This is a genomic window from Nocardia sp. CA-119907 (assembly GCF_050955995.1).
Classification (GTDB): Bacteria; Actinomycetota; Actinomycetes; order Mycobacteriales; family Mycobacteriaceae; genus Nocardia.
The window spans coordinates 7,133,778-7,147,064 of the sequence record NZ_CP192091.1 but is presented as its reverse complement, the minus strand read 5'-3'; the positions used below and the strand labels follow the sequence as shown (position 1 = coordinate 7,147,064).

Annotated in this window: 15 protein-coding genes; 6 read left to right on the top strand and 9 right to left on the bottom strand. The window is 66.1% G+C overall.

Features of this window, described 5'->3' with window-relative positions; translation table 11 throughout:
• The 5 genes from ACQP2D_RS31940 to ACQP2D_RS31920 form a co-directional block, all read right to left on the bottom strand.
• A complete protein-coding gene (locus ACQP2D_RS31940) occupies positions 1–888 on the bottom strand; it encodes an alpha/beta hydrolase (RefSeq protein ID WP_433679626.1) in 888 nt (295 codons plus the stop codon).
• Positions 885–2,453 (bottom strand): M20/M25/M40 family metallo-hydrolase, encoded by a 1,569-nt coding sequence (locus ACQP2D_RS31935; RefSeq protein ID WP_433679625.1) that lies wholly within the window; start codon positions 2,451–2,453, stop codon positions 885–887. Before ACQP2D_RS31935 ends, ACQP2D_RS31940 begins: the two co-directional genes overlap by 4 nt.
• Complete coding sequence (locus ACQP2D_RS31930; protein ID WP_433679624.1) at positions 2,450–4,111, bottom strand: CocE/NonD family hydrolase; 1,662 nt, start codon at positions 4,109–4,111, stop codon at positions 2,450–2,452. Before ACQP2D_RS31930 ends, ACQP2D_RS31935 begins: the two co-directional genes overlap by 4 nt.
• Before the next feature lie 63 nt (positions 4,112–4,174).
• Positions 4,175–4,594 (bottom strand): tRNA (N6-threonylcarbamoyladenosine(37)-N6)-methyltransferase TrmO, encoded by a 420-nt coding sequence (gene tsaA / locus ACQP2D_RS31925; RefSeq protein WP_433679623.1) that lies wholly within the window; start codon positions 4,592–4,594, stop codon positions 4,175–4,177.
• Between the two features lie 198 nt (positions 4,595–4,792).
• Positions 4,793–5,134: a VOC family protein gene (locus ACQP2D_RS31920; protein WP_433679622.1), complete on the bottom strand. Its 342-nt coding sequence runs from the start codon at positions 5,132–5,134 to the stop codon at positions 4,793–4,795.
• An 87-nt stretch (positions 5,135–5,221) separates the two neighbouring features.
• Between ACQP2D_RS31920 and ACQP2D_RS31915 the strand changes: the two genes are divergently transcribed.
• The 4 genes from ACQP2D_RS31915 (at position 5,222) to ACQP2D_RS31900 (ending at position 8,013) form a co-directional block, all read left to right on the top strand.
• Positions 5,222–6,070 (top strand): sigma-70 family RNA polymerase sigma factor, encoded by an 849-nt coding sequence (locus tag ACQP2D_RS31915; RefSeq protein WP_433679621.1) that lies wholly within the window; start codon positions 5,222–5,224, stop codon positions 6,068–6,070.
• A 91-nt stretch (positions 6,071–6,161) separates the two neighbouring features.
• Positions 6,162–6,623, top strand: coding sequence for a DoxX family protein (locus ACQP2D_RS31910; protein ID WP_433679620.1), 462 nt, complete (start codon positions 6,162–6,164; stop codon positions 6,621–6,623).
• A gap of 99 nt (positions 6,624–6,722) precedes the next feature.
• Entirely contained in the window at positions 6,723–7,226 is a 504-nt protein-coding gene (locus tag ACQP2D_RS31905; protein ID WP_433679619.1) for a TY-Chap domain-containing protein, read from the top strand.
• Positions 7,227–7,269: 43 nt separating this feature from the next.
• Positions 7,270–8,013, top strand: a complete 744-nt coding sequence (locus ACQP2D_RS31900; protein WP_433679618.1) for a DUF4191 domain-containing protein — start codon at positions 7,270–7,272, stop codon at positions 8,011–8,013.
• 51 nt (positions 8,014–8,064) lie between these two features.
• Here the strand turns inward: ACQP2D_RS31900 and ACQP2D_RS31895 are convergent, their stop codons facing one another.
• Positions 8,065–8,445, bottom strand: coding sequence for a YrdB family protein (locus ACQP2D_RS31895; RefSeq protein WP_433679617.1), 381 nt, complete (start codon positions 8,443–8,445; stop codon positions 8,065–8,067).
• 84 nt (positions 8,446–8,529) lie between these two features.
• Positions 8,530–9,060, bottom strand: a complete 531-nt coding sequence (locus ACQP2D_RS31890) for an RDD family protein (RefSeq protein ID WP_433679615.1) — start codon at positions 9,058–9,060, stop codon at positions 8,530–8,532.
• Between the two features lie 253 nt (positions 9,061–9,313).
• Here ACQP2D_RS31890 and glnA point away from each other — a divergent pair, with 253 nt between their 5' ends.
• Positions 9,314–10,750 (top strand): type I glutamate--ammonia ligase, encoded by a 1,437-nt coding sequence (glnA, locus tag ACQP2D_RS31885; RefSeq protein WP_433679614.1) that lies wholly within the window; start codon positions 9,314–9,316, stop codon positions 10,748–10,750.
• 288 nt (positions 10,751–11,038) lie between these two features.
• On the top strand, positions 11,039–11,551 hold the full coding sequence (locus ACQP2D_RS31880; RefSeq protein ID WP_433679613.1) for a hypothetical protein: 513 nt from the start codon (positions 11,039–11,041) through the stop codon (positions 11,549–11,551).
• A gap of 120 nt (positions 11,552–11,671) precedes the next feature.
• On the opposite strand, the gene ACQP2D_RS31875 is transcribed toward ACQP2D_RS31880, so the two are convergent.
• Positions 11,672–12,289: a hypothetical protein gene (locus tag ACQP2D_RS31875; protein ID WP_433679612.1), complete on the bottom strand. Its 618-nt coding sequence runs from the start codon at positions 12,287–12,289 to the stop codon at positions 11,672–11,674.
• 270 nt (positions 12,290–12,559) lie between these two features.
• A complete protein-coding gene (locus tag ACQP2D_RS31870) occupies positions 12,560–13,231 on the bottom strand; it encodes a class I SAM-dependent methyltransferase (RefSeq protein ID WP_433679611.1) in 672 nt (223 codons plus the stop codon).
• Positions 13,232–13,287 lie beyond the last annotated feature (56 nt).

Below are 13,287 nucleotides of genomic sequence, written 5' to 3'. Positions count from 1 at the left end.
CTACTTGCCGGTATCGGCGGTGATGTGTGCCTCCAGCCACTCCACCACGTCCGAGAGCACCTTGTCCTGTTCGGGCTCGTTGAAGACCTCATGGTAGAGACCCTCGTAGCGGATCACCGTCAGATCCTTCGCGGCCGCGGACCGCTCGATCAGATCGGTGCTCGACGGTGCGGCGATGACGTCGGCGGTGCCGTGTAGCACCAGCAGCGGCACGGTGAGCTTGTCCAAGCGGCTTTTGACGAACTGGGTGGCGTTCAGCATCTCCATGCCGGTGCGGGCGGGGAGTTTGCCGCGGAAGACCAGTGGATCGTCGTCGTAGGCGCGAACCACCTCGGGATCGCGGCTGATCATCGACGAATCCAGTCTCAGCACACCGAGATTCGGGGCGAACCGGGACAGCAGCGGGCCGAGCAGGCGCTGTAGCGGATTGCCGACGGCGATATCCAGCGGCGGCGCCGAGACCACGATGCCATCGACATCGATCGGTGCGCGGGTGGCCAGATACAGCGTGATCAGACTGCCCATCGAATGTGCGACCAGGAACCGCGGCACATCCGGATGTTCGCGGCTGGCGATCTTCAGCATCTCCGCGACATTGTCGGCGGCGCCCGCCATGGAGCCGATATTGGCATTATTGCCCGCGGACTTGCCGTGGCCCAGGTGGTCGAGTGCGTAGACGGCGAAACCGCTGTCCACCAGACGCTTTCCGACATGGGTGTAGCGGCCCGAATGCTCCGCGACGCCGTGCACGAGCACGATCACCGCGCGCGCCGAGGTCTCGGGAAGCCATGCGCGCCAAGCGATCCGGCTGCCGATGCCGTCGAATTCGCCGGTCTCGGTGCCCGGTACCGGCTCGGGAGACACGCTGGCCTTCGGATCGGTTGTCATGCATCGGCTCCTGGGGTCGGTGGCGGCGCAGCGAGCTGATCGATCAGCCGCCGGTTGAACTCGATGAGCCGAGCGTAGTTCACCAGCGAGATGCGCTCGTCGGTTCCATGAATCGTTTCCACATCGGCCTGGGTCAGCACGATGGGCGCGAAGTTGCACCGAGTCGTCGCGAGGTCGTCGTAATGTCGCGAATCGGTGGCGCCCGGAACGATTCCGCTGGTCACGGCGATACCGGGGACGACGGCCTCGGCAAGGTCGGCGATCAGGTCGAAGGCGGGACCGGGCGGACGGGCCGCGGACGGCTCCGAGGTCATGCCGACGAGTTCGATCCGCACGCCCGCGTCACGCACCACCTTGCGGCAGTGTTCGAGCACCGCCGCGACCGAATCGCCGGGCAGGATGCGGAAATTCACCAGGGCCTCGGCCTGCTGCGGCAGCACATTGGGTTTGACGCCGCCGCGGATGACCGTCGGCGCGGTCGTCGTGCGCACCAGCGCCTCCGTCTGGGGGCGGGCCGCCAGCACCCTGGTGATCACGGGGGCGGCCAGTCCGGCGAATGCGAGCAGGCGGCGGCGATACTCCGGCATGACGCGGCGCAGTCGCGCGACCATATCCGCCACCACCGGTGTCATGCGCAGCGGCATCGGATGGTCCTGGACCCGGCCCACCGCGCGGGCGATCCGGCCGACGGCGGTCTGCGCACCGGGCATGGACGAATGCCCGCCCACCGCCGATACCGAAAGCCGAACGGTCGCATAGCCTTTCTCGCCCACCATGATCGAGGCGACCGGCCGGTCGACGCCGTCCGCGACGCCGTCGAGAATTACCCCGCCCTCATCGAGCAGCAGATCCGCGCGCACACCGGATTCCCGCAGCCACTGCGCCATCCGGACCGCACCGTCATCCCCGAACACCTCCTCGTCGTGCCCGAAGGCCAGATAGATGGTGTGCCGCGGTCGAAGTCCCGCCGCCAGCGCGGATTCGACCGCCTCCAAAATGGCGATCAGCCGACTCTTGTCATCGATCGCTCCACGGCCCCAGATGAATTCGTCGTCCACCACGCCCGCGAACGGCGGGTGTGTCCACCGCCGTGGCTCATCGACCGGCACCACGTCCTGATGTGCGAGCAGAATCGCCGACACCTGCTCCGGCTCGACGCCCGGCCAGCGGTACAGCCTGCTGTGCCCGAACCGCCGCAGCTCCAGTTCGGCGTGTACCAGCGGGAACGACCGCTCGAGGTGCGCGGCGAGACGAATGAACTCGGCGCCGCTGTCGTCGGTAGCGGGGGTGCCGGACCGCTCGGGGGATTCCGCTGGCTCGGCACCGCGCCGCGCGATGGATTCGGCAGCCCGGTCGGGGGACACGGCACCGATGCGCGCGGTGTCGGCCGGTTCGCCCGACCCGGTATCCGCCGATCCTGCGGATCCGACACCCTGCGTTGTCGACGCGATATCCGGCGGCTCGTGTGAAATCGTCGCGCATCGCAGGGCGTAGGCGAGACGTTCGGCGATCTGGGCGTCGACAACGACGGCGGTCGGTCGGGTCTGCGCGGCGCTACCTGTCATCGAGGGCCGGACTCGTTCGGCAAATTCATGGGCATCACTGCATTCTTCAACACATCGGCGTCGAGGGTGCGAACCTTCTGGTCGCGCCATTTCGCCCAGGCCTCACTGGTACCGCCGGTGAGGTCGGGGGTGCGCGGGGTGCTGAGCAGCGGCAGCTCCAGGCGGGCCGCGAGCACGGTGACCTGGCTGTTGGCGGCGGCATGGGACCAGACATCGTCGACGACGTCGGTAATCCGGACACCGAGGCGGTCCCCGGCGCGCAGGGGCCAGTCCTGGGCCAGGAGTCTGATATCGGCGGTGTCGGCGACCGGCGCTATGCCGCGGGTGATGACGGTGGCGCGGCCGTCGGGCGCGATATCGAACAGCTCCACCGCGACCGTCGCGGCGGGCGAACCGGACAGTTGCAGCGCTGCCGTCGGGATGCCGGAGATGTGCTGGTCGGTGGTCAGCGGTTCGGAGATGGACCAGATTTCGCGGTCGGGTCCGGGGAGCAGGCCGCGGTCGGTGTAGACACCGGTCCGCAGGTCGATCGGGACCCGGCGCGCATCCGCGGGCGGCCACGCGGTCTCGGCGCGCCAGCCACCGTCGAACTGGCCGACGGTGATGCGTGGCCCCGGCACCTCGACATCGCGCCCGGCGACGTGCTTGTCGAAGAAGGCGAGCAGTTCGGTATCGAAATCCGGAGTGCCGCATTTGACGTGGCAGTCGCTGTGGCCCCATTCACCGAAGAAGGCTCGGTGGTCGCCGGGGCCGAGCGCGTTCCAGACGTCGAACACCCGGTAGGCGCGGGTGTTGTAGTCGAGAAAGCCCTGGCCGAGGAACAGCGGAATCGTATTGCCGCGCAACTGTTCCACCAGATCGCGTGCGCGCCAGAATTCGGTGCCGCCATCGTGATTCGTGGTGTTCGCCGCGAATTGCGCATAGCACTCGGGGGGTATCTGGACGGCATTGGACTGGTATTCGGGGGAGTCGTCGGGTCGGCCCGGTGTGGAGGCGATGAGCAGATGCTCCATACCCGTCGTATCCGCTGGCCGAATGCCCTGCTCGGTCACCGGCTTACCGGAGAACTTCCAGGAAACGCCCTGCATGTATACGTAGGAATACGGGTCGACGACCGGTCCGAACGATACGACGGCGGCCAGGCCCGCTGGCTTGGTCGCCAAGCCCATCATCCCGGTCCAGCCCTCGTAGGAGGTGCCGATCATGCCCACCCGGCCGGTCGACCACGGCTGTTCCGCCGCCCACGTCACGGCGGTGGCCACATCCGAACGTTCGCCCGGCCCACCGAAATCCGGGCAGCCGGAGGAGCCGCCGTATCCGCGCAGGTCGACGATGACGTAGGTGTAGCCGGCGTTCAGGAACATCGCCACATGCAGGTCGTCGGTGGACGGACCGCCCTCCAGCCGCGGCATGCTCAGATAGGCGGCATGCGAGCGATACGGGCTGACGGTGAGCACCACCGGCGTGCGCGTGTCCGCGGCGATGCCCTCCGGCCGCAGGATATCGGCGTGCAGCCGAGTGCCGTCGGCGGCAGCGATATAGCTCTGCGACCACTGATACGGCACGCCGACCGGCTCCGCCGCCGTTACCGGCGCCAGCATGCCGAGAATCAACAGAACGCCGGCCAACCCACGCCACAACACCGAACCCAGAGCCACCCGAGAACTATCGACCGCTGCTGGTCGATAGTCCAGCCCCCGGAACGGGGGTATCCCCGACGCTCAGCGCTCCGCCGCCGGACCGAGCACCGGCTTCAGATCCAGCACCGGGGTGCCATCAATCGCTTCCAGACCGTGCACGGTGAGGATGTGCCCGTCACTCTCGGCGATCGTGACCCGATGCAGGCCAATGGGATTCGGCCGATCGGGTGAGCGCGTCGCGAACACTCCGGTCTCCGGACGTGCGTGGTCCCCGCGCGGATGCACCGCGAGCACCGTCCGATCCGCCCGATGCAGCCAGGTGAGCACAATGACCTCATCGCCGGGACGCAGATCCTTCGCCGCCGCCACCACGTCCGTATCCAGCACAATGTCCGCCGGCGGAGCTCCCTCATCACCCTGCCGGGGCGCATCCGCCCGATCACTCAGCGGCGAGCGCACCCACCCGATTGGCCGCACCTGATACTGCTCGACCGAACTCATACCTGCCCCTCAATTCCACGTCGCCACATGACTGGCCTCGCCCACGCGTCGATCCTCTCCTTCTTACCCCTGCGACCGGGGACTTTCCCCGCCCGCCGAGCCGAACTGACCTGGACGGCCGATCACCATGCGCTCGTGTAGGTCCGCTCTCGACGTTTGCCGTCCTGAGCGCATCGTGATCAGCGGTCCAGTTCTGGGTTAGGGCTGGAGGAGGCCGATGACATTGTTGTCGGCGTCGGTGAGGGTGGCGATCAGTTTGCCGCCGCCTACGTCGCGGGGTTCGTCCCCGACGGTGGCGCCCGCTTCGACCATCGCGGCGATCTGCTTGGTGATGTCCTCGACGTGCCAGTAGCCGACCGGGCCGGTCATGCCCTTCTTCGCGCCGTTCGGGTCGAGGCCGATGTCCTGACCCGCCACGCGGTAGCCGACGTAGTAGGGGGTGTCCGCAGTGGGCTCCGAGTCGAACAGCGCGCCGTACACGCTCTTCGCCTTGACCAGGTCGGTCACGGGGTACACGATGGTCTGCAGTCCAGCGGTCATGATTCGCTCCTCGTTCGCGGTGATTGTCGTTCCGGTTCTGGCTTCCGGTTCATGTACATGACCAGCCCGATCGGGAGAATGTGACAAATGGACGAGAATTTCCTTGCCGAGCGCTTCGAGGAGCACCGCACGCATCTGCTCGCGGTCGCGTATCGCATCCTCGGCTCCGGCAGCGAGGCCGACGACGCCGTCCAAGAGGCCTGGCTGCGACTCAGTCGCTCCGACAGTGACGAGATCGAGAATCTGGGTGGCTGGCTGACCACCGTGGTCGCCCGGGTCTGCCTGAATATGCTGCAGTCGCGCAAGACGCGACGCGAGGAGCCGCTCGACGATATCGAACCGCTGCCGGAGGCCGACGGTCCGGAACAGGAAGCGGTACTCGGCGATTCGATCGGGCTGGCATTGCTCGTCGTACTCGATACCCTGGCACCGCCGGAGCGCCTGTCGTTCGTCCTGCACGATATGTTCGCCGTGCCATTCGATGAGATCGCCCCGATTGTCGGCAAAACCCCAGCAGCCGCACGGCAATTGGCCAGCCGGGCGCGGCGTCGGGTACAGGGGGTCAGGGCCGCCGCCGACCGCGATCGCCAGCGCGAGGTCGTCGACGCATTCCTCGCCGCATCGCGCGGCGGTGAATTCGAGGCATTGCTGACTCTGCTCGATCCGGATGTGGTGCTGCGCGTCGATGCCGCCGCGCTGGCCACCGGCGCCGCCGCCGCGCATGGTCCGAACGCCGTCGCGCAGACGTTCTCCGGCCGGGCCAGGGGAGCGCACCTCGCGCTCATCGATGGGCGCGCCGGCATGGTCTGGGCCGTCCGCGGCACCCCGCGCGTGGTCTTCGACTTCACGGTCTCCGAGGGCCGCATCGTCGCCATCGACCTGCTCGCCGACCCGCAGACCTTGGAGCTCATGGACCTCGAGTTGCTGGCGGGCTGAGTTCGTCTGTCACATCCGGATCGCCGGGCCGGTCAGGGGTGTGACGGCGCGCGAGCAGAGCGCGCCGAGGGCACGAGGCAGGAGAGCCACGATGAGCAATACCCGATCGATCGCCTATTGGGTCACCACCGGGCTGTTGATTTTCGTACTCGCGACGGGCGGCGTCGCCGACCTGACCCACCGCGGCGGCACCGCGGCGGGCATGACGGAATTGGGTTATCCGACCTATGTCATGACAATCCTCGGATTCTGGAAAGTGCTCGGCGCCATGGCCATTGCCGCACCGCGTTTTCCGCTGGTGAAGGAATGGGCGTATGCCGGTGCGTTTTTCGATCTGACCGGCGGACTCGCATCGCATATCGGACACCATTCCGCCGTGAATCACCTGATCTACACCGGCTTTTTCGCGATATGCGTGGTGGCGTCATGGGCTTTGCGGCCCGCGAGCCGCAAACTCGGAGTGCCGGTATTCCGTGGGCTCGGCCGTGCTCCGGAATCGGCCGCGCGCCAGCACCGGACGATGCCATCGGGATCGGTCGGCGCCGCCGCATGACCCGCGACCGTGAGTGGCCCGTCGTTCGAGCAAACGACGGGCCATTCGCTTTTGCTATCGCCGATGCGAAGGTCGCGTCCGGCCAATAAGATTCGGCTGGTGTCTCAGGCAGTGCGGCGTAAGATCGGGCCGGTGCGCGTCCCCGGGGGAAGTACGAGTGAGCCGGTGACCACGGATTGGGACAGATTCGTGCGGGCACTGGCACAATGCCTGTCCGAACTACCTTCCCGGGCAACGCTGATCATCGGCGCGCCCGGCAATAGGTATGTCCAATTCGTGCAATACGACATCAAGCTGTCCGTCGAACTGGCGGGCAATTCCTATCTCACCCAGCCCATCTCGCCGACCGCTGAGCACACCCTGCGCGACCTCGGCTGGTGCGAACCCGTCGCGCGGCGTGGGATCGACAATTGGACCCGCACGCTGCTGTGGCCCCTTTCGATGGACACCCTGGTCGGACTCGCGCGCTCGGTCGCCATCGGCCTGCGCGACGCGCTCGGTGTCGGCACCCCGGTGGAACTGCGCGCCATGGGCTGGACCGAGACCTCGGGTGATCTGGATCTCACCGCACTGGGGCCGATCGCGCACCGCGGCGTGCACTGACGCGGTGAGGAGACCCGCCCGACGTGGCACTATCCTGTGAACCATGGCAGTAGGCAAGGGCGGCACACCGTCGAAGGAAGCGAAGGCCGCGGCTAAGGCGGCGCGCAAGCAGCAGTCGAAAGAACGCCGCCAGCAGCTCTGGCAGGCCTTCCAGATGCAGCGCAAGGAAGACAAGCTGCTGCTGCCTTTGATGATCGGCGCCGTTGTCGGCATCACCGCCGTATTCCTGGTGATCGGCCTGATCTTCGGGTTGCAGTGGTTCCTGCTGCCGCTCGGTCTCCTGCTCGGCGTGCTGGTCGCGTTCATCATCTTCGGACGTCGGGTGCAGCGCAACGTCTATGCCAAGGCCGAGGGCCAAGCTGGCGCGGCGGCGTGGGTGCTGGAGAATCTGCAGGGCAAGTGGCGGGTCAGCAATGGCGTCGCCGCGACCACCCAGCTCGACGCGGTGCACCGGGTGATCGGCCTGCCGGGCGTCATCCTGATCGGCGAGGGTGCCCCACAGCGGCTGAAACCGCTGCTGGCCCAGGAGAAGAAGCGCACCGCCCGGCTCATCGGCGACACCCCGATCTACGACATCATCATCGGCAACGATGAGGGCCAGACCCCGCTCAAGGAGTTGCAGAAGCACCTCACCAAGCTGCCCCGCAATATCGACGCCAAGCGCATGGACCTCATCGAGGGCCGCCTCACCGCGCTGAGCTCGCGCAGCGGACCCGCACTGCCCAAGGGCCCGATGCCCGCGGGCGCCAAGATGCGCGGTGTGCAGCGCACCATCCGTCGGCGCTGATCCGATGCCACAGGGCCCGCATCCCTCTAGTTGGGATGCGGGCCTTTTCCGTCAGGCCGCCGGGGCGGTGGTGAGCAGCCAGGTGATCCTGTCGTACGCGAGTGCGTGGTAGATCACCAGCACCGCGGTGCAGATCAGCGCCCACTGGGGCAGCCCGGCGAGCCACAGCGCGGCCGCTCCGCCGAACAGGACGATCAGTTCGACCACCAGCCGCACCGGTCCCGGCACCGCGACCGGCGCCGCACCGCTGCGGCTCGGATCGCGGGGAACGGCGAAGGTTCCCCACAGCGCGGCGGCGGCGACCGGCAGCACCACTACCAGGATGAAGCGCCATGGTGAGTCGAATGCCCGCCATCCGCAGATTCCGAAGGAGGAAATGGCGGTGAGTTCGAGCAGTAGGCGCAGCGCCAGCATGGCCGGATTCAGAGACACCGCCGGAGCCTAACGGGCCGTGCCCCAGCCGTCGTCCCGATGAAAGTCGGGTCTTCTTACTGTCGGAAGGTTCGTGCGGGCGGGCTATCGCGAGCGAATGACGGCGGTACCGGTGGCGCGGTCGTGCATACCGCGGCCGTCGGCGTCGGTGAACAGGGCCGGGACCACGAAGACCAGCAGCACCTGCCGGGCCAGCGCCCGCATGAAACCGACGGCCACCGGCGCATCGACGCGGATCACCCGCAGGCGCAGGAAGTACTGACCGGGAGTGAAGCCGAACAACGACACCGCGACGACGCCGATCACGAACCAAACCAGCAGGTTGGGCGTGGTGAGCGCGCTCACGATCACTTCGAAGTCGGTGGGGCGCGGCTTCCCGGCGGGGATATCCATTCCGGCGATGATCTTGTCCGGATTGGGCCGGACGATGATCGCGGTGATGCCGAGCGCGATGAACCAGTCGACCACCAGCGCGACGATGCGCCGCAACATGCCGACGAGCGAACCCGCGCCCGAGCGCGGCAGGCCGAGATTCTGGCCGGGGAACTCGGGGGTTGCCGGATCGCCCGGGTCCGCCGAAGGTCCGGAGAGCCAGGATCCGCTGATGCGTGCCATGCACCCCAGAATAGGCCCCTACGACCGGTTGTAGGACACCGCATTAATCGGAGCTGACCTCGGTGAGCAGCGCCGATGATGGCAGGACTACCATGCTGTTCGAGCGCGGTTGGGTTTCACCACCTGTCCGGCCGCACGTGTAACACTGGCGAAACACAGCCTTGATTACTGGGAAACACCGCGTCCATACCGTCTGGACGCGACGAACCCATGCAATCGCCACTGGCTGGGAACCGATCCGTAAGGAGAACAAGTGACGTTCAGCACGGCCGACGAGGTCATCAAGTACATCAAGGAAGAGGAAGTCGAATACGTCGACATCCGCTTCAGTGATCTTCCGGGTGTGCAGCAGCACTTCTCGATTCCCGCGAAGGCTTTCACCGCTGACCTCGCTGAGGAAGGGCTAGCGTTCGACGGCTCCTCCGTCCGTGGCTTCCAGTCCATCGACGAGTCGGACATGCTGCTGCTCCCCGACTACAGCACCGCGCGTCTGGACCCGTTCCGCGCCGCCAAGACGCTGAACCTCAACTTCTTCGTGCACGACCCGTTCACCCGCGAGGCCTACAGCCGCGACCCGCGTAACGTCGCGCGCAAGGCGGAGGAGTACCTGCGCTCGACCGGCATCGCCGACACCGCGTACTTCGGCCCCGAGGCGGAGTTCTACATCTTCGACTCGATCCGCTACGACTCGGGCATGAACGGCGCCTTCTACGAGATCGAGTCGATCTCGGGCTCCTGGAACACCGGTAAGGAGTTCAACCCGGACGGCACCCGCAACCGCGGCTACAAGGTCCGCAACAAGGGTGGTTACTTCCCGGTCGCCCCGTACGACCACTACGTCGACCTGCGTGACAAGATCTCGACCAACCTGCAGAACGCGGGCTTCGAGCTCGAGCGCGGCCACCACGAGGTCGGCACCGCGGGTCAGGCCGAGATCAACTACCGGTTCAACACCCTGCTGCACGCGGCCGACGATCTGCAGCTGTTCAAGTACATCGTCAAGAACACCGCGTGGGCCGAGGGCAAGACCGTCACCTTCATGCCGAAGCCGCTCTTCGGTGACAACGGCTCGGGCATGCACGTGCACCAGTCGCTGTGGAAGGACGGCAAGCCGCTGTTCCACGACGAGTCCGGTTACGCGGGCCTGTCGGATCTGGCGCGCCACTACATCGGCGGCATCCTGCACCACGCGCCGTCGCTGCTGGCGTTCACCAACCCGACCGTGAACTCCTACCACCGCCTGGTCCCGGGCTACGAGGCCCCGATCAACCTGGTGTACTCGCAGCGCAACCGCTCCGCCGCGGTCCGCATCCCGGTCACCGGCAACAACCCGAAGGCCAAGCGCATCGAGTTCCGCGCTCCCGACTCCTCGGGTAACCCGTACCTGGCCTTCGCCGCCATGATGATGGCCGGTCTGGACGGCATCAAGAAGAAGATCGAGCCGAAGGCCCCGGTCGACAAGGACCTCTACGAGCTCCCGCCGGAGGAGGCCAAGGGTATCCCGCAGGCCCCCACCAGCCTGGCCTCGGTCATCGACCGCCTCGAGCAGGACCACGACTACCTGACCGAAGGCAACGTCTTCACCCCGGACCTCATCGAGACCTGGATCAGCCTCAAGCGCGAAAACGAAATCGCGCCCGTGAACCTGCGTCCGCACCCGTACGAGTTCGAGCTGTACTTCGACGTGTAAGTCGTTGTAAGGCTCTGACCTGCGCACGAAGGTCTACCCGAGGTTTTCCGTCCGCAGTAGTTGTCAGCGAGTCCATCCGTTCCGCGATCACTTCACCGATTGCGGTCCGGGTGGACTCGTCTGCGTCCGGCCACAAATGCCCATAGGTGTCCAAGGTCGTTTTGGCACTGACATGCGAAAGCGGCGGATAGGCGATCTATCCACTAAACGAGCCAGGCCATCTACTGGTCTAGGCCAGAAGGTCGAGCGCACAGGAAGATTCACTCCAACGTACGTAATGTCAGCCATGTGATTACTGCCTTGATCGCCATCGCTGGCACGCTCCTCGGTGCGGCTGTCACCCACTACTTCCAGCGGGTCAATGCGGACAGAACGATGCGTCAGAACTTTGTCGAGCGGCTGAGGCAAGACCGCCTCACCGCCTACCACGACTTCGCCAACGCGGTTGTCGAGTACCGCCACCACCAGATCAAGCGGTGGCACCGGCTCACGCAGGATCCTGATGCCGAAGCACACACGCGGTCCGAGGCGTACGACAAGAAGGCGGTCGCCAATTCACAGCTGCTGCGGATCAAGCTCCTCACCAACGATGAGCGCCTGATCCAGCTGGCGAACGAAGCAATCGAGGCATCGCTAGCCATTCAGCGAGGCGGAATCGCCCCAGCGACGGCTGAGGAACACAGAGCGCGCTACCATCAGGCAACCGCCGCGATCGACGCATTCGTTCGCCATGCCGGGACGGATGTGCAGAATCCTTCGCGGGCGAATCTACCGGCACGACGGGTAAGCGGGCCGTCTTGATGAGCCTGACACCAACCTCATGAGATGGCACAGCTAGATGTGCCATCTCATGAGGTTGGCTACACGGCCTCGTCGAGGTCGAACAGCGGTCCAGTCGGCAGCTATTTCACGTGCCCGTGATCACGGCTGGCCGGTGGCGACCGCGTGGACGGCGTCGAAGAACTCCGGGCCGCCCGTGACGTATCCGCCGACGGTTCCACCGATCAGCACACCCACGGGAATGCTGATCCCCCATATCAGGGGCAAACACGCCCCGAGGAGGCCGCCCACGATGGCACCGCCGACGACGCCGGGCAGGTTCTTGTTGATCTGCTCCTTGAGCCGGTCGTAGGAGCTGATGTCCTTCAGTTGCGCAATATCTTCTGCCGTCGGGGTCGGTGTCACCGCCAGAGTGCGACCGTCCGCACCGATGTGCTGCGCAATCGCGATCGAACGCCCGTCGACGGCGAACCACTGCGGTATTTCGGTTACCGCCGCTCCGTCGCCGGACTCGAGCACCACCCCACCGTTCTGCGCGATCTCGAACACGCCGTTCTCGACGGTGGCGGTAACGACCCGGTCCGCCGGCGAAACGGTGATCTGGTAGTTGATTCCGTGATCCACACCGGAGGTCGTGCCCTCCGCAGTTACCACCGTCGGCTGCTCCGCTACGGCCGGCTCTGCATGGGCGGTTGCCGTAGTGACACCCACGGCCGAGATGGTCATGAAAACGGCAGCAGTGATTTTCTCGAACTTCATCCTTCGAATCCCTCCACTCAACTGCCCCTGATGGGCGGACCGAGTCAGACATTAGGCGGTGTCGAATTCAATGGCGTGTAGCACGCCACACGCAGTTCGAAGTCACTGCATTCCTGTTTCCGGTTTCCCGCGTCTTCGGTGCAGCCCTGGTCGCCGAACTCGAACAGTTGGCTTCGAGATCATTACCGTGGAACCAAGGTCCTGTGAGGTTGGTACCACCGGCAGGCCGTTGACGCAGCTCGCCGGTACGCGGCCGAATGAGGCGCAGCTTCAGTCAGATGCCACTTTGGTGGCCACACCCAGGATCAGCGGTCGAATAATCGGGGGCTCTCCCCGCCACGACGCTTCCTGTACGTCTTCGAGCTCCAGCCCGCACGCCCGGATCAGCTCGAGGGTGGCACGGTTGCAGTGGCAACCCTCCGCGAACCGGCGCCACGGGCCGGCGAGGCGGTCTTGCCAAGAGGCAAGTCGCGGCGACTCGGAACGCACGTGCTCGAGAAACAGCAGCTGGCCGCCGGGGCGCAATACGCGCCCGATCTCCCGCAACACCCGATCAGGGTCGTCGACTGTACATAACACGAGCGTTGAGACGACCGTATCCACGGTGTCATCCGCGAACGGCAGTCGTTCCGCCGATGCGTCGACCACACGCGCCCTACGTCGACTGCGACCCAGCCTCCGCGCCAACCGCGCACGCATCGCGGGCTCCGGTTCGGTCAGGATCAGCTCGTCGAGACCGTCAGGGTAGTACTCCAGGTTGAGACCGGTACCACTGCCGAGTTCGACAGTCCGCCCCCTCGCACGGCCGAGCAAACCCCGTCGGCGCGCGCCCATACCCGCCTTCTCGCCCACCCACAGCAGGGGGTCGTACAGCGCCGCGAACACCCGGGCCCACAGGTCCGAGCCCTCCACCGCTGCCGCCGGCACGGCGCCACTGCTCACAGACTCGACGGTACGCCGGGCTCACCGACCTTGTACATGCGTGTTTTCAGTTACAG